Source organism: Pseudomonas sp. Sample_20, from assembly GCF_004307585.1.
Taxonomy (GTDB): Bacteria; Pseudomonadota; Gammaproteobacteria; order Pseudomonadales; family Pseudomonadaceae; genus Aquipseudomonas; species Aquipseudomonas atacamensis.
The window spans coordinates 105,785-126,807 of record NZ_RCOA01000004.1 but is presented as its reverse complement, the minus strand read 5'-3'; the positions used below and the strand labels follow the sequence as shown (position 1 = coordinate 126,807).

The 21,023-nt window shown below is 61.2% G+C and carries 15 protein-coding genes and 1 pseudogene; 12 read left to right on the top strand and 4 right to left on the bottom strand.

Annotated elements, in window-relative coordinates; translation table 11 throughout:
• Positions 1 to 156 precede the first annotated feature (156 nt).
• From recC to D8U70_RS01175, 6 genes are all read left to right on the top strand, one after another.
• Positions 157 to 3,609, top strand: coding sequence for an exodeoxyribonuclease V subunit gamma (gene recC / locus D8U70_RS01200; protein WP_130928138.1), 3,453 nt, complete (start codon positions 157 to 159; stop codon positions 3,607 to 3,609).
• Positions 3,606 to 7,292, top strand: a complete 3,687-nt coding sequence (gene recB, locus D8U70_RS01195) for an exodeoxyribonuclease V subunit beta (RefSeq protein WP_130928137.1) — start codon at positions 3,606 to 3,608, stop codon at positions 7,290 to 7,292. Before recC ends, recB begins: the two co-directional genes overlap by 4 nt.
• Positions 7,289 to 9,397: an exodeoxyribonuclease V subunit alpha gene (gene recD, locus D8U70_RS01190; RefSeq protein ID WP_130928136.1), complete on the top strand. Its 2,109-nt coding sequence runs from the start codon at positions 7,289 to 7,291 to the stop codon at positions 9,395 to 9,397. Before recB ends, recD begins: the two co-directional genes overlap by 4 nt.
• A gap of 119 nt (positions 9,398 to 9,516) precedes the next feature.
• On the top strand, positions 9,517 to 10,086 hold the full coding sequence (locus D8U70_RS01185; protein ID WP_024011482.1) for a YfiR family protein: 570 nt from the start codon (positions 9,517 to 9,519) through the stop codon (positions 10,084 to 10,086).
• Complete coding sequence (locus tag D8U70_RS01180; RefSeq protein WP_130928135.1) at positions 10,083 to 11,351, top strand: diguanylate cyclase; 1,269 nt, start codon at positions 10,083 to 10,085, stop codon at positions 11,349 to 11,351. Before D8U70_RS01185 ends, D8U70_RS01180 begins: the two co-directional genes overlap by 4 nt.
• Complete coding sequence (locus tag D8U70_RS01175) at positions 11,351 to 11,851, top strand: OmpA family protein (RefSeq protein WP_177433929.1); 501 nt, start codon at positions 11,351 to 11,353, stop codon at positions 11,849 to 11,851. The genes D8U70_RS01180 and D8U70_RS01175 overlap by 1 nt, the downstream gene beginning before the upstream one ends.
• On the opposite strand, the gene D8U70_RS01170 is transcribed toward D8U70_RS01175, so the two are convergent.
• Entirely contained in the window at positions 11,848 to 12,795 is a 948-nt protein-coding gene (locus tag D8U70_RS01170; protein ID WP_016771799.1) for a LysR family transcriptional regulator, read from the bottom strand. The two genes, D8U70_RS01175 and D8U70_RS01170, sit on opposite strands and share 4 nt — an antisense overlap.
• Before the next feature lie 149 nt (positions 12,796 to 12,944).
• Here D8U70_RS01170 and D8U70_RS01165 point away from each other — a divergent pair, with 149 nt between their 5' ends.
• Both D8U70_RS01165 and mmsB read left to right on the top strand, forming a co-directional pair.
• On the top strand, positions 12,945 to 14,471 hold the full coding sequence (locus D8U70_RS01165; protein WP_130928133.1) for a CoA-acylating methylmalonate-semialdehyde dehydrogenase: 1,527 nt from the start codon (positions 12,945 to 12,947) through the stop codon (positions 14,469 to 14,471).
• Between the two features lie 9 nt (positions 14,472 to 14,480).
• Positions 14,481 to 15,368, top strand: a complete 888-nt coding sequence (gene mmsB / locus D8U70_RS01160) for a 3-hydroxyisobutyrate dehydrogenase (protein ID WP_130928132.1) — start codon at positions 14,481 to 14,483, stop codon at positions 15,366 to 15,368.
• Between the two features lie 201 nt (positions 15,369 to 15,569).
• Here mmsB and D8U70_RS01155 read toward each other — a convergent pair whose 3' ends face one another.
• Positions 15,570 to 15,920 carry a cupin domain-containing protein gene (locus D8U70_RS01155; RefSeq protein ID WP_016770579.1) on the bottom strand — a complete coding sequence of 117 codons (351 nt, stop codon included), beginning with the start codon at positions 15,918 to 15,920 and terminating at the stop codon, positions 15,570 to 15,572.
• Positions 15,921 to 15,961: 41 nt separating this feature from the next.
• Positions 15,962 to 16,900, bottom strand: a complete 939-nt coding sequence (locus tag D8U70_RS01150; RefSeq protein ID WP_130928131.1) for a LysR family transcriptional regulator — start codon at positions 16,898 to 16,900, stop codon at positions 15,962 to 15,964.
• Positions 16,901 to 17,115: 215 nt separating this feature from the next.
• Here D8U70_RS01150 and D8U70_RS01145 point away from each other — a divergent pair, with 215 nt between their 5' ends.
• Positions 17,116 to 17,880 (top strand): sulfite exporter TauE/SafE family protein, encoded by a 765-nt coding sequence (locus D8U70_RS01145; protein WP_130928130.1) that lies wholly within the window; start codon positions 17,116 to 17,118, stop codon positions 17,878 to 17,880.
• On the opposite strand, the pseudogene D8U70_RS01140 reads toward D8U70_RS01145, so the two are convergent.
• Positions 17,870 to 18,184 (bottom strand): annotated as a pseudogene (locus tag D8U70_RS01140) (putative quinol monooxygenase). The gene D8U70_RS01145 and the pseudogene D8U70_RS01140 overlap by 11 nt on opposite strands.
• 182 nt (positions 18,185 to 18,366) lie before the next feature.
• Between D8U70_RS01140 and D8U70_RS01135 the strand changes: the two are divergent.
• The 3 genes from D8U70_RS01135 (at position 18,367) to D8U70_RS01125 (ending at position 20,972) form a co-directional block, all read left to right on the top strand.
• Positions 18,367 to 18,957, top strand: coding sequence for an NAD(P)H-dependent oxidoreductase (locus tag D8U70_RS01135; RefSeq protein ID WP_110646653.1), 591 nt, complete (start codon positions 18,367 to 18,369; stop codon positions 18,955 to 18,957).
• A gap of 106 nt (positions 18,958 to 19,063) precedes the next feature.
• Positions 19,064 to 19,975, top strand: a complete 912-nt coding sequence (locus tag D8U70_RS01130) for a LysR family transcriptional regulator (protein WP_130928129.1) — start codon at positions 19,064 to 19,066, stop codon at positions 19,973 to 19,975.
• 103 nt (positions 19,976 to 20,078) lie between these two features.
• Complete coding sequence (locus tag D8U70_RS01125) at positions 20,079 to 20,972, top strand: NAD-dependent epimerase/dehydratase family protein (protein ID WP_130928128.1); 894 nt, start codon at positions 20,079 to 20,081, stop codon at positions 20,970 to 20,972.
• The last annotated feature ends 51 nt before the right edge of the window (positions 20,973 to 21,023 follow it).

Below are 21,023 nucleotides of genomic sequence, written 5' to 3'. Positions count from 1 at the left end.
AGATTAAATTCCGAAACCCCAATTGCGAAAGCAGTTGGGGTTTTGTTTTGCCTGCGAGAAAGTTCTTACAGGCTTCGCAGACCTCGTCCGGCTGTCACAGCCGGCCGACAGTGCTAAGGTTCTGCCTCGGCTTTAGCGATTTTCCAAGGAATCCATATGTCGGACGCCCAGTCCCTCAACGCTGCATTCATGGTGGTTCAGAGCAACAGTCTCGATGAGCTGCGCAGTCTTGTGGTCAGCATCATGCGGCGCTACCCACTGGCACCCTTGGAGAACGAAATCGCTTTGGTACAAAGCAACGGCATCGCCCAATGGCTCAAACTGGCATTGGCTGAGGATCCCGAAGACGATGACCTTGGCGGTTGCGGGATCGCTGCGGCGATTGACGTGCAACTACCCGGCAGTTTCATGTGGCAGCTGTATCGCATGGTATTGGGACGAGAAGAAATTCCGGCTAAATCCCTGCTCGACAAAGCCCCGCTGACCTGGCGCCTGATGCGCCTCTTGCCACAGGTAATTGACCGCCCACATTTCGAGCCGCTGCAACGCTTCCTCACCCACGACAGCGATCTGCGTAAGCGCTACCAATTGTCAGAGCGCCTCGCGGACCTGTTCGACCAATATCAAGTTTATCGGGCCGACTGGCTGGAAGATTGGGCGGAAGGCCGCCACCAACTGCGCAATGTGCGAGGTGAAATCAAACCTCTGCCACCGACCAGTTGCTGGCAGGCCGAGTTGTGGCGAGCGCTGCTGGATGACGTCGGCGAACAAGGCATGGCGCAGAGTCGTGCCGGCGTCCATCAACGTTTCATGGAGCGCATCAACACTCTTGATGAGGCACCGGCTTCACTGCCACCGCGTGTGATCGTTTTTGGTATTTCTTCGCTACCCGCGCAGGTACTTGAAGCGCTCGCCGGTCTGGCACGTTTTAGCCAGGTATTGCTTTGCGTACACAACCCCTGTCGCCATCACTGGGCCGATATCGTTGCCGACAAGGATCTGCTGCGACATCAATACAAGCGCCAACAACGCAAAAGCGGGATGCCAGTTGTACTTGATGCCGAGACCCTGCATCAGCACGCACATCCGTTGCTGGCCGCTTGGGGGAAGCAAGGTCGCGACTATATCAACCTGCTCGACAGCTACGACGATCCCAACAGCTACCGCGCAGCCTTTCGTGACGGCCGCATCGACCTGTTCAGCGAAGCCCAGCCCCGCAACATGCTTAACCAGCTGCAGGATGACATTCTGGAGTTACGCCCCCTCAACGAGACACGCGAACTCTGGCCAGCGGTCGATGCAACCCAAGACCATTCAATACGTTTTCACATCGCCCACAGTGCCCAGCGCGAAGTCGAAATCCTGCACGATCAACTCCTGGCGCGTTTCAGCGCTGACCCGGCTCTACGCCCACGGGACGTGATCGTGATGGTCCCGGATATCGACAGCTACGCCCCGCATATCCGCGCGGTTTTCGGTCAGCTCGATCGATTTGACCCGCGCTTCATTCCGTTCACTTTGGCGGACCAGGGCCAGCGAGGACGTGATCCATTACTGATCGCCGTCGAGCACCTGCTCAAGCTGCCGGACAGCCGTTTCCCGGTCAGCGAGATCCTCGACCTGCTCGATGTTCCAGCTCTGCGTACTCGCTTTGGCGTAGAGGAACGTGACCTGCCAACTCTGCACCGCTGGATCGAGGGCGCCGGCGTGCGTTGGGGCATGAGTGCCGAGCAACGGGCCGGTCTCGGTTTGCCGGAGGAACTGGAGCAGAACAGCTGGCATTTCGGTCTACGCCGAATGCTGCTGGGCTACGCCGTCGGCAGTGCCGATGCATGTGCAGGTATCGAGCCTTACGACGAAATTGGTGGACTTGATGCTGCCCTGATCGGGCCATTGGTTGCGCTGCTGGATGCCTTGGAAATCGCTCATCAGCAACTCACGCAACCGGCTCAACCGAAAGAGTGGGGGCTGCGCTTGCAGGCGCTGATGCAGGTGTTCTTTCAGGCGAGCAACGAGCACGACGACTACCTGCTGACCCAGCTCGAAGAGCTTCGCGAGACCTGGCTGGAAACCTGCGAGGCGGTCGGGCTGACTGACGAACTGCCGCTGACTGTCGTGCGCGAAGCCTGGCTCGCCGGGCTGGATCAGGGCCGTTTGTCGCAACGATTCCTCGCGGGTGCGGTGAATTTCTGCACCTTGATGCCGATGCGTGCCATTCCTTTCAAACTGGTATGTCTGCTGGGCATGAACGACGGCGATTATCCGCGCGCGCAGCCGCCGCTGGACTTCGATCTGATGGGCAGCGATTACCGACCTGGCGACCGCTCACGACGTGAAGACGACCGTTACCTGTTACTTGAAGCGCTGTTATCCGCACGCACTCAGCTCTATATCAGTTGGGTCGGTCGCAGCATCCGTGACAACAGCGAACGACCTGCCTCGGTGCTCATCGGCCAGTTGCGCGATCACCTCGCCAGCGGCTGGCGTTCAATCGACCCAAGCCAGGATCTGTTGGACGCGCTGACCGAAGAACATCCCCTGCAACCTTTCAGTGCCCGCTATTTCCACGAAGGCGAGCAACTGTTCAGCTACGCCAGCGAGTGGCAGGTGTTGCATCAAGAGAAAACGCAGCAAAGTGAAGCACCCCTACTCGCGCCATATGTTCAAGAGGAACCGCTGACGCTGGCATTGCTGCAGGACTTTCTGCGTAACCCGGTTCGGCATTTTTTCACCCAGCGTCTCAAGGTCTATTTCGAGGCGGCGCAAGCGCCGTTGGCAGATGAAGAACCTTTCGTGCTGGACGCCCTACAGCGCTACACGCTGAGCGACAGTTTGCTGGAGGCCGCACTCAGTCAGCCGGACGATGTCGATCAGGCACTGCACGCCCGGGCGCTGCGCCTGCAAAACAGTGGTTTGTTGCCGATGGCTGGCTTCGGCGAATGTCTGCAGCGAGAGTTGATCGAACCGCTGCCGGATCTTCTGCAGCGTTATCAACAGTTGCTGACGTTATGGCCGACGCCATTGAGTAGTGCAATCCCGGTCAGTCTCGACCTGCAGGGTTTGCGGCTGGAGGGCTGGCTCGCAAACCTGCATCAACGCGCCGATGGCGGCCTGCTGTCGGTCACGACCATTCCCAATAGCATCGGCTCGATCAAAACTCGCAAGTGGCATCGGCTGACCAAATCGTGGGTTACCCATCTGGTCGCCTGCGCCAGCGAGCATGCGCTGACCACGGCATTGGTCGCCAGTGACGACACGTTGTTGCTTGAGCCAATGGAGCGAGACCGAGCGTTGCGTTTGCTCGGTGACCTGCTTCTTGCTTGGCAATCCGGCATGCGCCAACCCTTGCCGATTGCGATAAAAACCGCGTTCGCCTGGTTGTCTCAAACTGACCCGGTCAAAGCCGAAGCAGCTGCGCGAAAAGCCTATGACGGTGATGGCCAGACCAGCAACGGCGAGCGGCGTGAAAGCCCGGCACTGCTCCGGCAATATCCCGATTTCGATGCACTGTTGGCAGACGAAACCTTCACCGGCTGGTGCGACGCCTTGTACCGCCCAGTATTCGAAGCGCCATGGCGTTCATTGTCCAGCGAAGGTGCCCGCGCATGAGTACCAAGACACCGTTGGCTCTGGCCTTCCCGTTGCGCGGCAGTCAGTTGATCGAGGCAAGCGCCGGCACCGGCAAAACCTTTACGATCTCGGCACTTTATCTGCGGCTGATTCTCGGTCATGGCGGGGAGACAAGCGGTTTCGCACGCGAACTGCTGCCGCCGCAGATCCTCGTAGTGACGTTTACCGACGCTGCCACCAAAGAGCTGCGTGAACGCATTCGGACACGCTTGGCTGAGGCCGCGCGGTTCTTCCGCGACGAAATTGTTGCCCCGGACGGACTGATTGCCGAGCTGCGCGATCAGTTCGATCCGCAACAATGGCCAGGCTGTGCCAACCGCCTCGATATCGCCGCGCAGTGGATGGACGAAGCCGCCGTCTCGACCATTCACAGCTGGTGTCAGCGCATGCTGCGTGAGCATGCGTTCGACAGTGGCAGCCTGTTCACGCAGTCGCTGGAAACCGATCACAGCGATCTGCTTGGCGAAGTGTTGCGCGATTACTGGCGACTGTTCTGCTACCCGATGCAGGGCGATGCGCTGAACTGGGTGCGCAGCAATTGGGGTGGCCCTGCCGCGTTGCTGCCTCGGGTACGTGGCTTGTTTGCCAGCGAGCGTGACACCGATGAAGGCAAGGCGCCTGCGGAGCTGATCGAGGAGTGCTTGCTGGAGCGGCGAGCGGCGTTGGTCGAACTGAAAATGCCTTGGCGTGACTGGGCAGACCAGCTGCTTGCTCTCTGCCATGAAGGCGTCGCCAGCAAAACCGTCGATGGCCGCAAAATGCAGGCGCGTTATTTCGAGCCCTGGTTCGAGAAGCTCAAGACCTGGGCCGAAGACGAGGCGCTTGAGCAACTGGACATTGGCACCGGCTTCACCCGATTGACACCCGATGGCATGGCCGAAGCCTGGAAAGGCCAGGCGCCCAGTCATCCGGGGCTGAACGCCATGTCCGAACTGAAGTCGAGCCTCGACGGATTGCCGACGCCCGATGCCGCTGTTCTGCAACACGCTGCCAAGTGGGTCGGCGCGCGTTTTGAAGAAGAGAAGCGTCGCCGCGCGGAAATGGGGTTCGACGATATGCTGTTGCGTCTGGATGCCGCGCTGCAATCGGAGGGCGGCGAGCGTCTGGCAACGCTGATCCGCGAGCAGTTCCCGGTCGCGCTGATCGACGAATTCCAGGACACCGACCCGGTTCAGTACCGCATCTTCGAGAGCATTTACCGCATTGAAGACAATCACCCTGACACCGGCCTGTTCCTGATCGGCGACCCGAAGCAGGCGATCTATGCCTTTCGTGGTGCCGACATCTACACCTATCTGCGCGCACGTCAGGCCACTACCGGCCGTTTGCATACACTAGGCACCAACTTCCGCTCCAGCCACGGCATGGTGACAGCGGTCAATCACGTGTTCGAACGCGCCGAGTCCCGAGAGCAGGGACGCGGCGCGTTTTTGTTTCGCGAAAGAAATGGCGAAAACCCGGTACCGTTCCTCCCGGTCGAGTCTCAGGGACGCAAGGAAACGCTGCGGATTGCCGGGCAAGACGTCGCGGCACTCAATGTCTGGCTACTGCCTAGCGATCAGCCGCTGTCCGGCTCGGTTTATCGCCAGCAAATGGCCGCCGCCTGCGCCAGTCAAATCACCGCACTGCTCAATGGCGGGCAAAACGGTAGCGCTGGTTTTGTTCAGGCAGATGACCTCAGAGGTCTGCGTCCTTCTGACATCGCGATCCTCGTCCGCGACGGTAAAGAGGCCCAGGCCGTACGCGCTGAACTCGCCGCCAGAGGGGTGCGCAGTGTTTATCTCTCGGACAAGGATTCGGTGTTCGCCGCGCAAGAGGCGCACGACCTGCTGGCGTGGCTAAAGGCTTGCGCCGAACCCGATGTCGAACGCTCGCTCAAGGCTGCGCTGGCCTGCACCACACTGAACCTGCCGCTGATCGAGCTGGAGCTGTTGAACCAGGACGAAATGGTCTGGGAAGCCCGGGTCATGCAGTTCCGTGGCTATCGAGAGCTCTGGCGTAAACAGGGCGTGTTGCCGATGTTGCGCCGCCTGCTTCACGACTTCCACCTGCCGCAAACCCTGATGCAGCGCAGTGACGGCGAACGCGTGCTGACCAACCTTTTGCACCTCTCGGAACTGATGCAGCAAGCCGCCGCTGAACTGGACGGGGAGCAAGCGTTGATCCGCCATCTGGCCGAGTTGCTGGCACTGTCCGGTCAGGCCGGTGAAGAGCAGATTCTGCGTCTGGAAAGCGACGAGCAACTGGTCAAAGTGGTGACCATCCACAAATCCAAGGGTCTGGAATATCCGCTGGTGTTCCTGCCATTCATTTGCTCGGCGAAACCGGTGGATGGCAGCCGTTTGCCGCTGCATTACCACGACGTTGCGGGCAAGGCGCAGATCAGCCTCAAGCCGACCCCCGAGTTGATCGCCCTGGCTGACGATGAGCGTCTGGCCGAAGATCTGCGTCTTCTGTATGTCGCATTAACGCGCGCGCAGCATGCCTGCTGGCTGGGCGTCACCGATCTCAAGCGCGGCAATAACAACAGCTCGGTGTTGCATCTGTCGGCGTTGGGTTATTTGCTCGGTGGCGGTGCCGCTTTGGGCGAGTCCAGCGAATTGAATCGCTGGCTGCGGGATCTGCAGCAAGACTGCGCGGCGATTGGCATCGGCGAAATGCCTCAGCCCACTGATGAGCATTACCAGCCGCCGCGCAATGAAGCAGTCCTGCGAGCGACGCTACGGCCCAAGCGCAAAGCCAGTGAAAACTGGTGGATCGCTTCCTATAGCGCTTTGCGCATCAGCGACGTATTGAGCGTCGGCAGCGATGAAGCACCGGACAGTCCGCAGGCGCAAAAGCTCTTCGACGACGAGCGCCTCGACCCCGACGCACCCCGCGAAATCATCAGCGGTGGCGCCGATATCCACCGTTTTCCTCGCGGACCGAATCCCGGCACGTTTTTGCATGGCTTGCTCGAATGGGCGGGCGCTGAAGGTTTTTCGGTTACCCGCGAAGCGCTGGAAGATGCGATTGCCCGGCGTTGCAACCTGCGCGGCTGGCAAGGCTGGATTACCACGCTGACTGACTGGCTGCAGCATTTGCTCAAGTCGCCGTTGCCGATCGCGGGCGGGCAACCGCCGGTGGTTCTTGAGCAGTTGAAGCAATACCGCGTCGAGATGGAGTTCTGGTTCGCCAGCCACAAAGTCGACGTGCTCAAGCTCGATGAACAGGTGCGCCAGCACACCCACAATGGCGTCGCTCGTGTTGCGGCAGAACCCGTGCAACTCAACGGCATGTTCAAGGGCTTTATCGATCTGACCTTCGAGCACGCAGGCCGTTATTACGTCGCCGATTACAAATCCAACTGGCTCGGCGTGGATGATCAGGCCTACACCGTGCAGGCCATGGAGCAGTCGATCCTCGACAACCGTTACGACCTGCAATACGTACTTTATCTGTTGGCACTGCATCGCCAGTTGAAAGCGCGGCTGGCGGATTACGATTACGACCGCCATGTCGGCGGGGCGCTGTATCTGTTTCTACGCGGTACGCGTGCGGAGAGTCGCGGCGTGTACTTCGTGCGTCCGCCACGGGAATTGATCGAACGCCTCGACCGGATGTTCCAGGGCAAACCCGAACCCAAGTCCGAACCCGCCTGGGAACAGGGAGTCCTGCTATGAGCCGCACATTCGCCGATCTGTTGCCGACGCCGCTGGAAGCGGACAGCCTGTCGAAACTCTCGCCGCTGACCCGCGCCGATGATTTGCTGTTGTTGCTGAGCCGTTGGGTCGAGCGCGGCTGGCTGCGTGCGCTGGACCGCGCCTTTGTCGCTTTCCTGCATGAACTCGAGCCCGAGACCGACCCGTTGGTGCTGCTGGCTGCGGCGTTGACCAGTCACCAGCTCGGCCATGGTCATGTGTGTCTGGACCTGTTTGAAACCCTCAAGGCGCCGGATTTTGCACTGTCATTGCCGCCCGAAGGCGACGTGCAGGGCGGTGTGTTGCTGCTGCCCTCGCAACTGCTCGAAACGCTCGATGGAGCCCATTGGTGCAAAGTGCTGGCAAGCAGTCCATTGGTGGCCCTGGCTGCTGACCCGAGTGAAACAGCGCAGACACGTCCATTGGTGCTGTCCTCGAAACGCCTGTACCTGCGCCGCTACTGGACCTACGAACGCCGCATCGATGCAGCGTTGCGCCAACGCTTGATGCAACAGGAGCCGACGCCGGATGATCTGCCGCAGCGTCTGAACGAATTGTTCGGCGGCGCGGAATCCGCAGCTGTCATCGATTGGCAAAAACTCGCCTGTGCTCTCGCTACGCGCAGCGCCTTCAGCATCATCACTGGCGGCCCGGGCACGGGGAAAACCACTACCGTGGTGCGCTTGCTCGCGTTGCTGCAGGCACCAGCCGTCGAGGCTGGCCATCCGCTGCGCATTCGTCTGGCGGCACCGACCGGCAAGGCCGCTGCGCGTTTGACCGAGTCGATCAGTCAGCAAGTGCAATCACTGCAAGTCGCCGAAGCGGTGCGCGCGGCGATCCCCAGCGATGTGACCACCGTGCACCGTCTGCTCGGCAGTCGACCGGGCACCCGGCATTTCCGTCACCATGCCGGCAACCGCCTGCCGCTGGATGTGCTGGTGGTCGACGAAGCTTCGATGATCGACCTGGAAATGATGGCCAACTTGCTCGACGCCATGCCGGCCCATGCTCGGCTGGTGCTGCTGGGCGACAAGGATCAACTGGCCTCGGTCGAGGCCGGTGCGGTGCTGGGCGATCTGTGCCGTGACGCCGAGGGCGGTTGGTACAGCCCGCAGACGCGGCAATGGCTGGAGTCAGTCAGTGGCGAGTCGTTGCAGGGCAGCGGTTTGCATGAAGACCGCGACGGCACCCACACGCTGGCGCAGCAAGTCGTGATGCTGCGTCACTCGCGCCGTTTCGGCGAGGGCAGTGGCATCGGTCAGCTCGCGCGCCGGGTCAATCAGCAATTGGCCGACGAGGCGCGACAGTTGCTCGCGGCCGGCAGCTACGACGACGTGTATTCGTTACCGCTCAAAGGCGAACATGATCAGAAGCTCGAACGCCTGTTGCTCGAAGGTCACGGCAACGGCCCGCAAGGTTATCGCCATTACCTGAGCGTACTGCGCGATCAGCGTCCACCGTCAACGCGGCCACTTGAGTATGCGGACTGGATAGATTGGGCGCGCGAAGTCTTGCAGGCGTTCGACACATTCCAGTTGCTGTGCGCCGTGCGCAAAGGGCCATGGGGCGTTGAAGGTCTGAACCAGCGCATCACCGCTGCATTGCTCAAGGCGCGTCTGATCGAGAGCGATCAGCAGTGGTATGAAGGTCGGCCGGTGCTGATGACACGCAACGACTATGGTCTGGGCCTGATGAACGGCGACATCGGCATCGCCCTGAAACTGCCCGAGCGTGAAGGCGCAGAGATCGGCAAAACCGTTCTGCGCGTGGCCTTCCCGCGTAACGATGGTCAGGGCGGCGTGCGCTTCGTGTTGCCGAGTCGGCTCAATGATGTTGAAACCGTGTACGCCATGACGGTGCACAAGTCCCAGGGCTCGGAGTTCGCCCATACGGCGCTGATCCTGCCGGATGCGTTGAACCCCGTGCTGACCAAAGAACTGATCTACACCGGAATTACTCGCGCCCGGCACTGGTTCACCTTGATCGAGCCACGTGCCGGCGTGTTTGAGGAAGCGGTGCAGCGCAAGGTCAAGCGTCTGAGCGGGCTGATGCTGGAACTGGAGGAGGGCACCGAGTCTCAGGGATGAAGTGCTGAATGACCGACAACGAATACTGACCAACCGGTCAGAGGCAGGCGCCTCGCTGGTGTTCTGGCGCTGTGCTATCGTTGCGGCATCATTTCGTTACGCTCCAAGAGAATCCCTCCATGAAGGTGGCCGTCTGGGCGACACAGCGTGTGGTGGCCTGCCAGCACGCATTGCTGATCGTTTTGCTCTGGTTGTTCACGGGCAGCGCCATCGCCCAAGCGCAAACCGGGCCGGCCGAGCAACGGGCCAAAGCGGTCACGCAAGTGGTGCTTGGCATCCTCAGCTATGCACGCTGGCCGGTGGAACCGGCGCAATTGCGCCTGTGCATCGTCGGCCCCACCGAATACACCGATGACCTGGTCAAAGGCACCACCCAAGCCACGGGCCGGCCGGTGGCTGTGCGGCGTCTGCTGGCGGACAACCCGGGCATCGTCAGCGAATGCGATGCGGTGTACATCGGCAAGCTCACCGCCGATGAACGCAGTCGCCTGTTTGCATCGTTGATCGGGCATCCGGTGCTGAGCATCAGCGAAGCGGACGATCAATGCACCGTCGGCAGTCTGTTCTGCCTGCGCGTTGGCGATGAACAAGTGTCGTTCGAGGTCAATCTCGACTCCGTGGCTCGCAGTGGTGTGCGCATACACCCCAGCGTGTTGCAGTTGTCCCGTCGCAAAGCGGCGGCGCCATGAAGCTGTTCAGTTGGAAGGCTCGTCCCACGCTGGGCTCGGTCATCGGCCGTGGGCATTTGATCGTCGCGCTGGTGGCGGTGGCGATGGCCAGTGTTTCGCTGACCTTGCTGGGCGTGCTGGCGCTGCGGGTGTATGCCGACCACAACCTGCACTTGATCGCCCGGTCGATCAGCTACACCGTCGAAGCGGCCGTCGTGTTCAATGACAAAGCAGCGGCAACCGAAGCGCTGGCGATCATCGCTTCCACCGAGGAAGTGGCAGATGCCCGAGTGCTCGACGCGCAAGGCCAATTGATCGCGCAATGGCAGCGCGCTGATACCGGCTTGTTCTCCGAGCTGGAAATGCAGATCACCCGCGTCATTCTGGAAAAACCGGTCAGCCTGCCGATTGAGCATCAGGACCGCGAAATCGGTCGCGTCCTGCTCATCGGCCACGGCGGCAGCCTGATGCGCTTCCTGCTCAGCGGCCTGGCCGGGATTGTGCTCTGCACCGCGATCAGCGCCTGGGTCGCGCTCTATCTGGCGCGGCGGCAGCTGCGCGCAATCATTGGCCCATTGCACAGCCTCGCCGCCGTCGCCCACGCCGCGCGCAGTGAGCGAGCGCTGGATCGGCGCGTGCCGCCGGCGCAAATCGCTGAACTGGATAATCTGGGCAATGACTTCAATGCCTTGCTCGGCGAACTCGAGTCGTGGCAAACCCATCTGCAGAACGAAAACGAAACTCTCGCTCACCAAGCGACCCACGACAGCCTCACCGGGTTGCCCAACCGTGCGTTTTTCGAAGGCCGCTTGATGCGCGCCTTGCGCAACGGCAAAAAACACGATGAGCGGGTCGCCGTGCTGTTTCTCGACAGCGACCGCTTCAAAGGCATCAACGATAACTTCGGCCACGCCTCGGGCGACGCCGTGCTGGTGGCGATCGCCAATCGCGTGCGAGCGCAATTGCGCGAGGATGATCTGGTCGCTCGGCTGGGCGGCGACGAGTTCGCCGTGCTGCTCGCGCCGCTGCACACGGTCGAAGACGCTGAGCACATCGCAGACAAGATTCTCGCCAGCATGGACATGCCGATCACCCTGCCCGGCGACAGCAGTGTGATGTCCTCGCTGAGTATCGGCATCGCCGTCTATCCCGATCATGGCGCCACGCCGGGCGCCTTGCTCAACGCAGCCGACGCGGCGATGTATCAGGCCAAGCGCCTGTCGCGCGGCGCGCAATTCACCGCCGGGTCGGAGCGCCCGGTCGATTCCGTTCACACCAGGAGCTGATGCCCGTGTTCACACTTCCCTTTCGACTGTTTTCCGCATTGCTGCTGATGGCCGCGCTGACCCTGAGCGGTTGCCAGACCGCCCCGCAGAAAGGCCTGACACCGGCGCAGGTTGCCGTGCTCAAACAGCAGGGTTTCGAATTGACCGACGACGGTTGGGAGTTCGGCCTGTCGGGCAAAGTGCTTTTTGGCAGCGATGTCGAAAGCCTGAACGCAGCCAGCACGGAAATCGTCGAACGCATCGGCAAGGCGTTGCTCGGCGTGGGAATCGAGCGGGTGCGCGTCGATGGCCACACCGATGCGTCCGGCAAGGAAACCTACAATCAGCAACTGTCGCTGCGCCGGGCCAGGAGCGTTGCCAACGTCCTCGGCACGGTCGGCATGAAGCAGGAAAACATCCAGCTGCAAGGCCTGGGCAGCAGCGAACCGGTGGCTTCCAACGACACCGCAGCGGGGCGTACGGAAAATCGCCGGGTGTCGATTGTGGTCAGCGCCGACTAATCGGCAAAGCGCATCTCCCGCGTTTCACCCATCAACAACGCCTGATTACGCTCAGTCACCTCGCGAATGTAATCCCACAACAAGGTAATCCGCTTCAACTTGCGCAGATCCTCCCGGCAGTACATCCAGAACTGTCGGGTGATGTCGATTTCCTCCGGCAGCACCGGCAGCAATCGCGGGTCTTGTGCGGCGAGGAAGCACGGCAGGATCGCCAGCGAGCGCCCCTGCTGCGCGGCGACGTATTGCGCAATCACGCTGGTGCTGCGCAAGTTTGCGCTGGCGCCGGGCAGCACGTTGGCCAGGTAGAGCAGCTCCGAGCTGAACGCCAGGTCGTCCACATAACTGATGAATTGATGCTTGCTCAAGTCGGCCGGGCGGCGGATCGGTGGGTGTTTGTCCAGATAGTCCTGGGTTGCGTACAGCTGCAAGCGGTAGTCGCAAAGTTTGCAGCAGACGTACGGCCCGTGCTCCGGCCGCTCGAGGGCAATGACGATGTCGGCCTCGCGTTTGGACAGGCTGATGAAGTGCGGCAGCGGCAGGATATCCACCGAGATTGCCGGGTAGGCGTCGACGAAATGGCTCAGTTGCGGGGTGATGAAAAAACTGCCGAAGCCTTCAGTACAGCCCATGCGCACGTGTCCGGACAGGGCAACGCCCGAGCCCGAGACTTGCTCGCAGGCCATGTGCAACGTGCTTTCGATCGACTCGGCATAACCGAGCAAGCGCTGGCCTTCGGTAGTCAGGACGAAACCGCTGGTGCGGGATTTTTCGAACAGCAATGTGCCGAGCGCCGCTTCCAGCGAGCTGATCCGTCGCGACACCGTGGTGTAGTCGACAGCCAGGCGTTTGGCGGCGGTGCTGGCCTTGCGGGTGCGGGCGACTTCGAGGAAAAACTTCAGGTCGTCCCAGTTCAGCGAGCCTAGCGAGGTGATGTTTTTTTGCATGATGGTCGGGCTTATATGTGCGTTCTTATTAGAAGTTTGCACATCTATACTCCAAAAACAGTCCGACAACCAATTCGTGACACACGCCTCATCTCAAGGCGAACCTTTCGCCTTGGCTCCTACGATAAAAACAAGTTCTGGAGACCAGCATGAACGCATCGCTTACGCCCAACGACACCACGCTGCAAAAGGTCAAACTGCTGATCGACGGCGAATGGGTCGAGTCGCAGTCCACCGAGTGGCACGACATCGTCAACCCGGCCACCCAGCAAGTGCTGGCCAAGGTTCCGTTCGCCACCGCCGCTGAGGTCGATGCCGCTGTCAGCGCCGCCCAGCGTGCCTTCCAGACCTGGAAACTGACCCCGATCGGCGCGCGGATGCGCATCATGCTCAAGCTGCAAGCGCTGATCCGTGAGCATTCCAAACGCATCGCCGTGGTCCTCAGCGCCGAGCAGGGCAAGACCATTGCTGATGCCGAAGGCGATATTTTCCGTGGCCTGGAAGTGGTCGAGCACGCGTGCTCGATCGGCACCCTGCAAATGGGCGAGTTCGCCGAGAACGTCGCTGGCGGCGTCGACACTTACACCCTGCGCCAGCCGATAGGCGTGTGCGCCGGCATCACGCCGTTCAACTTCCCGGCGATGATTCCGCTGTGGATGTTTCCGATGGCGATCGCCTGCGGCAACACCTTCGTGCTCAAGCCGTCGGAACAGGATCCGCTGTCGACCATGTTGCTGGTGGAGCTGGCGATCGAAGCGGGCGTCCCTGCTGGCGTGCTCAACGTGGTTCACGGCGGCAAGGATGTGGTCGATGGACTGTGCACGCACAAAGACATCAAAGCCGTGTCGTTCGTCGGTTCGACCGCTGTCGGCACCCACGTTTATGACCTGGCCGGCAAACACGGCAAACGCGTGCAGTCGATGATGGGCGCAAAAAACCACGCTGTGGTGCTGCCGGATGCCAATCGCGAGCAAGCGCTGAATGCCTTGGTCGGTGCCGGTTTCGGTGCTGCCGGGCAACGCTGCATGGCCACCTCGGTGGTGGTGCTGGTCGGTGCCGCAAAACAGTGGCTGCCGGATCTGAAAGCGCTGGCGCAGAAGCTCAAGGTCAACGCCGGCAGCGAGCCGGGTACCGATGTCGGCCCGGTGATTTCGAAAAAGGCCAAGGCGCGGATCCTCGAACTGATCGAAAGCGGCATCAAGGAAGGCGCCAAGCTTGAACTCGATGGTCGTGACATCAGCGTGCCGGGTTATGAACAAGGCAATTTTGTCGGCCCGACCCTGTTCTCCGGGGTGACCACCGACATGCAGATCTACACCCAGGAAATCTTCGGCCCGGTGCTGGTGGTGCTTGAAGTCGACACCCTCGATCAGGCGATCGCGCTGGTCAACGCCAATCCGTTCGGCAACGGCACTGGCCTGTTCACCCAGAGCGGCGCGGCGGCGCGCAAATTCCAGACGGAAATCGACGTCGGGCAGGTCGGCATCAACATCCCGATTCCGGTACCGGTACCGTTCTTCAGCTTCACCGGCTCGCGCGGTTCGAAACTCGGCGACCTCGGCCCGTACGGCAAGCAAGTGGTGCAGTTCTACACGCAGACCAAAACGGTCACGGCGCGCTGGTTCGATGACGACAGCGTCAACGACGGCGTAAACACCACCATCAACCTGCGCTGAGGAATGGCCATGAAAATCGCATTTATCGGGCTGGGCAACATGGGCGCGCCGATGGCGCGCAACCTGATCAAGGCTGGCCACTCGTTGAACCTGGTCGACCTGAACAAAACCGTGCTGGCGGAACTCGAGCAACTGGGCGGCAGCATTCGTGCTTCGGCGCGTGAGGCTGCCGAGGATGCCGAACTGGTGATCACCATGCTGCCGGCCGCTGTGCATGTGCGCAGTGTCTGGCTGGGTGAAGACGGCGTACTTGCTGGTATCGGCAAAGGTGTGCCGGCGGTGGATTGCAGCACTATCGATCCGCAGACCGCCCGCGACGTAGCGGCGGCCGCCGCCAAACACGGCGTGGCCATGGCCGATGCGCCGGTCTCCGGCGGCACTGGCGGTGCGACGGCCGGGACCCTGACCTTCATGGTCGGCGCTACCCCGGAACTGTTCGCCACCCTGCAACCGGTGCTGGCGCAGATGGGCCGCAACATCGTGCATTGCGGTGAAGTCGGCACCGGCCAGATCGCCAAGATCTGCAACAACCTGCTGCTGGCGATTTCGATGGTCGGCGTCAGTGAAGCGATGGCGTTGGGCGATGCGCTGGGGATCGACACCGGCGTGCTGGCCGGAATCATCAACAGTTCGACCGGCCGCTGCTGGAGTTCGGAGATGTACAACCCCTGGCCGGGCATCGTCGAAACGGCGCCGGCCTCGCGCGGTTATACCGGTGGTTTCGGCGCGGAGCTGATGCTCAAGGATCTGGGGCTGGCGACGGAAGCGGCGCGGCAGGCGCATCAACCGGTGGTGCTCGGCGCGGTGGCGCAGCAGTTGTATCAGGCGATGAGCCAGCGCGGTGACGGCGGGAAGGATTTTTCGGCGATCATCAACAGCTATCGCAAGCCGCAGTAATCGCGATCAGCCCTGTGTGGCGAGGGGATTTATCCCTGTTGGGTTGCGCAGCAGCCCCCTGGATGGTGTCAGGCAAACCGCGTGCTCAGGGGTTGCGACTGCTGCGCAGTCGAGCGGGGATAAATCCCCTCGCCACAGGTTTTAGCAACGCCGGGACATTTGCCGGGAAATCACGTCGGGTGATTTCCCGGCTTTTTTGCATCAGGCGAAGACGAAATATTTGCGTACGGTCTCGACCACTTCCCACGTGCCTTTCATGCCCGGCTCAACGACGAAGATATCGCCGGCGCGCAGGTGGATCGGCGCCATGCCGTCCGGGGTGATCACGCAGTAGCCTTCCTGGAAATGGCAGTACTCCCACTTCACATAATCGACGCGCCACTTGCCTGGCGTGCAGATCCAAGTGCCCATGATCTTGCTGCCGTCTTCGCTGGTGTAGGCGTTGAGGTTGACGGTGTGCGGGTCGCCTTCGAGTTTTTCCCATTTGCAGGCGTCGAGTACCGGCAGCGGGTGAGTGTCGCGCAGAACGGTGATAGGGGCGGTCGCGGTCATGGGGACTCCGGGCAAGTGGACTTGAGAATTGAAGTCGCACCCTATAGCGCCCGGTTTTCGCTCAGTTGTCTGGGGTCGACATCGGAGTGCTCAGAAACGCGCGCAGCGCTGAGCGCTTGTAACAACGCGGTGGCATAACCCGGCAGCGCGGCGAAGTCTCTCGCGCAGAGCAATAACCTGCGACGCGCCCATGGCTCATTCAGAGTCACGCACTTGAACTGCTCGAGCATCGCGCGTTGGACAGCGGCCAACGGCACGATGGCCAGGCCGGCGCCACGGGCGACCATACGCATTGCGCCATCAAAGCCATCGGCGCGAATGCGCACCTGCATTCGTGCGCCGCTGTGCAGCGCCTGTTCTTCCAGATAGATCGCTAGTGCGCTGTCGGCGCTGAGTCCGACAAAGTCGTGCTGCAACGCGTCGCTGAAACTGACCTCGGCGGCGTCGGACAACGGGTGATCGAGCGGCAGAATCAGCACCAGTGGATCGTCGCGAAACGCTTGAGTCTGTAAGCCGTTGGTGTCAACCGCGTCGGAGACGATGCCCAAGTCCGCTGCGCCTTCGCGCAAGGTATGGGTAATTCGCGCACTGGGCAGTTCCTGTAGATCGATATCGAGGTTGGGATGGCTGCGCAAAAAGTCCGCGAGCACTTCCGGGAGGTACTCGGTAATCGCCGTGGTGTTGCACAACAGCCGCACCTCGCCTTTGACGCCTTGCGCATAATCGGCAAGGTCCTGCTGCATGCGTTCGGCCTGTTGCAAAAGGATGCGCGCATGGCGGGCGAGGGCTTTGCCGGCAGGCGTCGGGGTGACGCCACGGCGGCCGCGCTCGAGGAATTCAGCGCCCAGCGAGGCTTCCATCGCGCGGATTCGGGCACTGGCGGCGGCGAGGGACAAGTGGCTGCGGGCGGCGCCGGCGGTGATGTTGCCGGTGTCGAGAATGTGCAGGTAGAGGCGCAGGTCGGTGAGGTCGAAGTGCATGGGTTTGCCTGTGGTTTTGCGGTGGCTGGGCTGGCCCTTTCGCGAGCAGGCTCGCTTCCACAGGGACTCATTTACAGCGCAGATCCCGTGTGGGAGCGAGCCTGCTCGCGAAGAGGCCAGATGCCTCAACGCCGATGTCAGCCTCTTGCAAAGGAAGAGGCTGCCTCAGTATATGGCAGATTTTCCCCCAGCCCGGATCAGTGCACATTACCCCAATGCACACACTAACCGACTTCTACCAAACCCTCGGCCTGACCCTGTCCCTACTGGTCATCGCCACCTTCTTGCTTGCGGGCACGGTCAAAGGCGTGATCGGCCTCGGCCTGCCCACCGTCGCGATGGGTCTGCTAGGTCTGGCTATGGCGCCGGCGCAGGCAGCTGCTTTGTTGATAATCCCCGCGACTTTGACCAACCTCTGGCAACTGGCCTTCGGTGGCCATCTGAAAAGCTTGATCAAACGCCTCTGGCCGATGCTGCTGATGATCTTCCTCGGCACCGGCATCGGCACCCTCTGGATCGGCATGACCGGCGGCCATTGGGTGGTGCGCGGACTTGGCGCGGCGCTGCTGCTGTATGCGTTGAGCGGACTGTTTCTGCCGACTTTGCACGTCAACCCGCGACATGAACGCTGGCTCGGCCCGCTGTGTGGCCTGATCACCGGCGTCATCACCTCCGCTACCGGCGTCTTCGTGATTCCAGCGGTGCCGTACCTGCAAGCGCTGGGGCTGAGCCGCGATGAGCTGGTGCAGGCGCTCGGTCTGTCCTTCACCGTCTCGACCCTGGCGCTGGCCGCGGGGCTGCTCTGGCACGGCGCACTCGGCGGTGGCGAATTGAGCGCCTCGCTGCTGGCGCTGATCCCGGCCATGCTCGGCATGTGGCTTGGCCAATGGTTGCGTCAGCGCATCAGTGCGATGCTGTTCAAGCGCGTGTTCTTTATCGGACTGGGCGCGCTCGGCGCCCATTTGCTGATCAGCGGCTAGCCGACGATTCGCTGAGCATGTCGATCGGGCGGATATCGAAATCGCGCTCCAGATAGTCCATGCGCCTGGCGAAAAACGCTTTCATGTGCGGCAATGCCGAGTGCTCATCCAGATGCGCCTGGCTGGCCCAGATCTCGTAGAAGATAAACAGCGTCGGATCCTGCTGGTCGCGCAGCATGTGGTACTCGATTCAGCCCGGTTCGGCGCGGCTCGGCTCCACGTAAGCACGGAACAGCGCTTCGAATTCGGCGGTTTTTTCCGGGCGGGTCTTGGCGTGCAGGATGAAACCCTGGCGTTCACTCATCACAACTTCCTCGAATGCAGAAAGCGCTGAATGCTACGGCAACAATTGGCGATCGATTCGTGCGTTTTGATCAAATGTATTTTGCGTCGATGTGGCTGTTTCCGCGCGAGATCGATGGTTAATCTGCCGCCATTCCAATTCCTGTTTCAATCCAGCCTTGAAGGCTGCGCCGAGGTTTTCCGATGAAGAAAGTGCTGTTGCTCAATGGCGGTAAAAAATTCGCCCACTCCGATGGCCGCTATAACACCACCCTGCACGAGACCGCGCTGAGCGTGCTCGATCGCGGCGGTGTCGACGTCAAGACCACCTTCATTGATGAGGGCTACGACGTTGCCGAAGAAGTGGCCAAGTTCCTCTGGGCCGACGTGATCATTTATCAGATGCCGGGCTGGTGGATGGGCGCGCCGTGGACGGTGAAAAAGTACCTCGACGAAGTCTTCACCGAAGGCCACGGCAGCCTCTACGCTAGCGACGGTCGCACACGTTCCGATGCTTCGCAGAAGTACGGCAGTGGTGGTTTGATTCAGGGCAAGCAATACATGCTGTCGCTGACCTGGAACGCGCCGCAGCAAGCCTTCGATGATCCGACGGATTTCTTCGAAGCCAAAGGCGTGGACGCCGTGTACTTCCCGTTCCACAAGGCTAACGAATTTCTGGGCATGACCGCACTGCCGACCTTCCTCTGCGTCGACGTAATGAAGCGTCCGAATATCGAGAATGATGTGGTGCGCTATGAGCAGCATCTGACTGAGGTGTTTGGCCTCAAGGCTTGATGGGTTTCGGGCTACTATCCGGGTACAGCAAAAGATCGCAGCCTGCGGCAGCTTCTACAGGGGGCATGGCTACAGGCTGCGATCGGCGATTCCAGCGAGGACACCCGTGAAAGCCAGATCCGATGAGTTGCAGATTTTCGTCTGCGTGATCGAGTGCGGTTCGATTTCCGCCGCCGCCGAGCAGGTCGGCCAGACGCCGTCGGCCGTCAGTCGCACGCTGTCGAAGCTCGAAGCCAAGCTCGACACCACGCTGATCAACCGCACCACGCGACGCATGGACCTGACCGAGGAGGGCAAGTATTTCTTCGAACAGGCCAAGCTGATTCTCGACCAGATGGATCAACTCGAAGAACGCCTGTCCTCGCGCCAGCAAACCCCGTCCGGACGCCTGCGCATCAACGCCGCCTCGCCGTTCATGCTCCACGCCATCGTTCCCTACATCGACGAATTCCGGCAGCTCTATCCGGACATTCAGCTCGAACTCAACAGCAACGACCTGATCATTGACCTGCTGGAACAAAGCACCGACGTCGCCATCCGCATCGGCACCCTCGCCGACTCGACGCTGCATGCGCGTTCGCTCGGTTGCAGTCCGTTGATGATCGTCGCCAGCCCCGCCTATTTGAAAAAACACGGCGCGCCACGCCAAGTGGCGGATTTGAGCGAACACACGTTGCTCGGCTTCACCCAGAACGAAGGCCTCAACCAATGGCCGCTGCGCTATGTGCACGGCGACCGCTGGCCGATCAGCCCGGCGATCAGCGCTTCCAGCGGCGAAACCGTGCGCCATTTGGCGCTGGAAGGGCAGGGCATTGCCTGCCTGTCGCACTTCATGACCATCGACGACATCCGTGCCGGGCGCCTGGAAGTCCTGCTCGGCGAATTCAACAGCGGCTACCGCCAGCCGATCAACGCCGTGTACTACCGCAACTCGCAACTGGCGTTGCGCATTCAGTGTTTCCTCGACTTTATCCAGGGCAAACTCGCCGCCTACGCCAGCGCCGAATTCAAAGGCTGATTCGTGATCCCTGCGCAAGAGTGAATTGGCCGAGGGCGGGTTTTTCGCCGGGTTTCATCGGCCGATACTCGCTGCATCACTTATTCACGCAGGGAGTTTCTCCATGAACGTATTCGTCACCGGCGCTGCCGGTTTTATCGGCGGTTCCATCGCCACCGGCCTGGTGCAGGCCGGGCACAACGTCACCGGCCTGGTGCGCAGCGCGGAGCAGGCTGATGAGCTGAAAGCACTGGGCATGAACGCGGTAATCGGCACCCTCGATGACAGTCAATTGCTGGCGCAACAGGCCCGCGCTGCCGATGCCGTCATCAACGCTGCCAGCAGCGACCATCGCGGTGCGGTGGAAGCGTTACTCGACGCTTTGCGTGGCTCGAACAAAGTCTTTCTGCACACCAGCGGTTCGAGCATTGTCGGCGACGCTTCCGGCGGCAAATCCAGCGATGACATTTACTATGAGGACAACCTGCCGGAGCCGACTGTCGACAAGGCCGATCGCGTGGCCATCGACAACCTCGTGCTCGCGGCGGCGCAGGATGGCGTGAACTCGGCGGTGATCTGCAACACCCTGATCTACGGCCACAGCCTGGGCGTCAACCGCGACAGCGTGCAACTGCCGCGACTGCTCAAGCAGGCGCGCAAAAGCGGCGTCGTTCGCCACGTCGGGACAGGGCAGAACATCTGGTCCAACGTGCACATCGAAGACGTCGTCGCCTTGTATCGGCTGGCGCTGACCAGGAATGTGCCGGGCACTTTCTACTTCGTTGAAAGCGGTGAAGCGTCGTTCATCGACATGACCACCGCCATGGCCGAAGCCCTCGATCTGGGCAAACCGCAAGACTGGCCATTGCCTGACGCCGAAGCCGAATGGGGCTACGAAATGGCCAACTACGGCCTCGGCTCCAACAGCCGCGTACGCGGCAAACACGCCCGCGACCTGCTGGGCTGGACACCGAAGCGCACCTCGGTGGTGGAATGGATTCGTAACGAAATGGTGTGAGTTCAGCGCGCACCGAGTGAAGCCATTCGCGAGCAAGCTCGCTCCCACAGG

Excerpts from the sequence above, each read along its gene's own strand:
- D8U70_RS01170 (WP_016771799.1), bottom strand. The coding sequence starts at position 12,795 with ATGCAAAAAAACATCACCTCGCTAGGCTCGCTGAACTGGGACGACCTG.
- recD (WP_130928136.1), top strand. The coding sequence starts at position 7,289 with ATGAGCCGCACATTCGCCGATCTGTTGCCGACGCCGCTGGAAGCGGAC.
- D8U70_RS01150 (WP_130928131.1), bottom strand. The coding sequence starts at position 16,900 with ATGCACTTCGACCTCACCGACCTGCGCCTCTACCTGCACATTCTCGAC.
- recC (WP_130928138.1), top strand. The coding sequence starts at position 157 with ATGTCGGACGCCCAGTCCCTCAACGCTGCATTCATGGTGGTTCAGAGC.
- D8U70_RS01165 (WP_130928133.1), top strand. The coding sequence starts at position 12,945 with ATGAACGCATCGCTTACGCCCAACGACACCACGCTGCAAAAGGTCAAA.
- mmsB (WP_130928132.1), top strand. The coding sequence starts at position 14,481 with ATGAAAATCGCATTTATCGGGCTGGGCAACATGGGCGCGCCGATGGCG.
- recB (WP_130928137.1), top strand. The coding sequence starts at position 3,606 with ATGAGTACCAAGACACCGTTGGCTCTGGCCTTCCCGTTGCGCGGCAGT.
- D8U70_RS01175 (WP_177433929.1), top strand. The coding sequence starts at position 11,351 with ATGCCCGTGTTCACACTTCCCTTTCGACTGTTTTCCGCATTGCTGCTG.
- D8U70_RS01185 (WP_024011482.1), top strand. The coding sequence starts at position 9,517 with ATGAAGGTGGCCGTCTGGGCGACACAGCGTGTGGTGGCCTGCCAGCAC.
- D8U70_RS01145 (WP_130928130.1), top strand. The coding sequence starts at position 17,116 with ATGCACACACTAACCGACTTCTACCAAACCCTCGGCCTGACCCTGTCC.
- D8U70_RS01135 (WP_110646653.1), top strand. The coding sequence starts at position 18,367 with ATGAAGAAAGTGCTGTTGCTCAATGGCGGTAAAAAATTCGCCCACTCC.
- D8U70_RS01125 (WP_130928128.1), top strand. The coding sequence starts at position 20,079 with ATGAACGTATTCGTCACCGGCGCTGCCGGTTTTATCGGCGGTTCCATC.
- D8U70_RS01155 (WP_016770579.1), bottom strand. The coding sequence starts at position 15,920 with ATGACCGCGACCGCCCCTATCACCGTTCTGCGCGACACTCACCCGCTG.
- D8U70_RS01180 (WP_130928135.1), top strand. The coding sequence starts at position 10,083 with ATGAAGCTGTTCAGTTGGAAGGCTCGTCCCACGCTGGGCTCGGTCATC.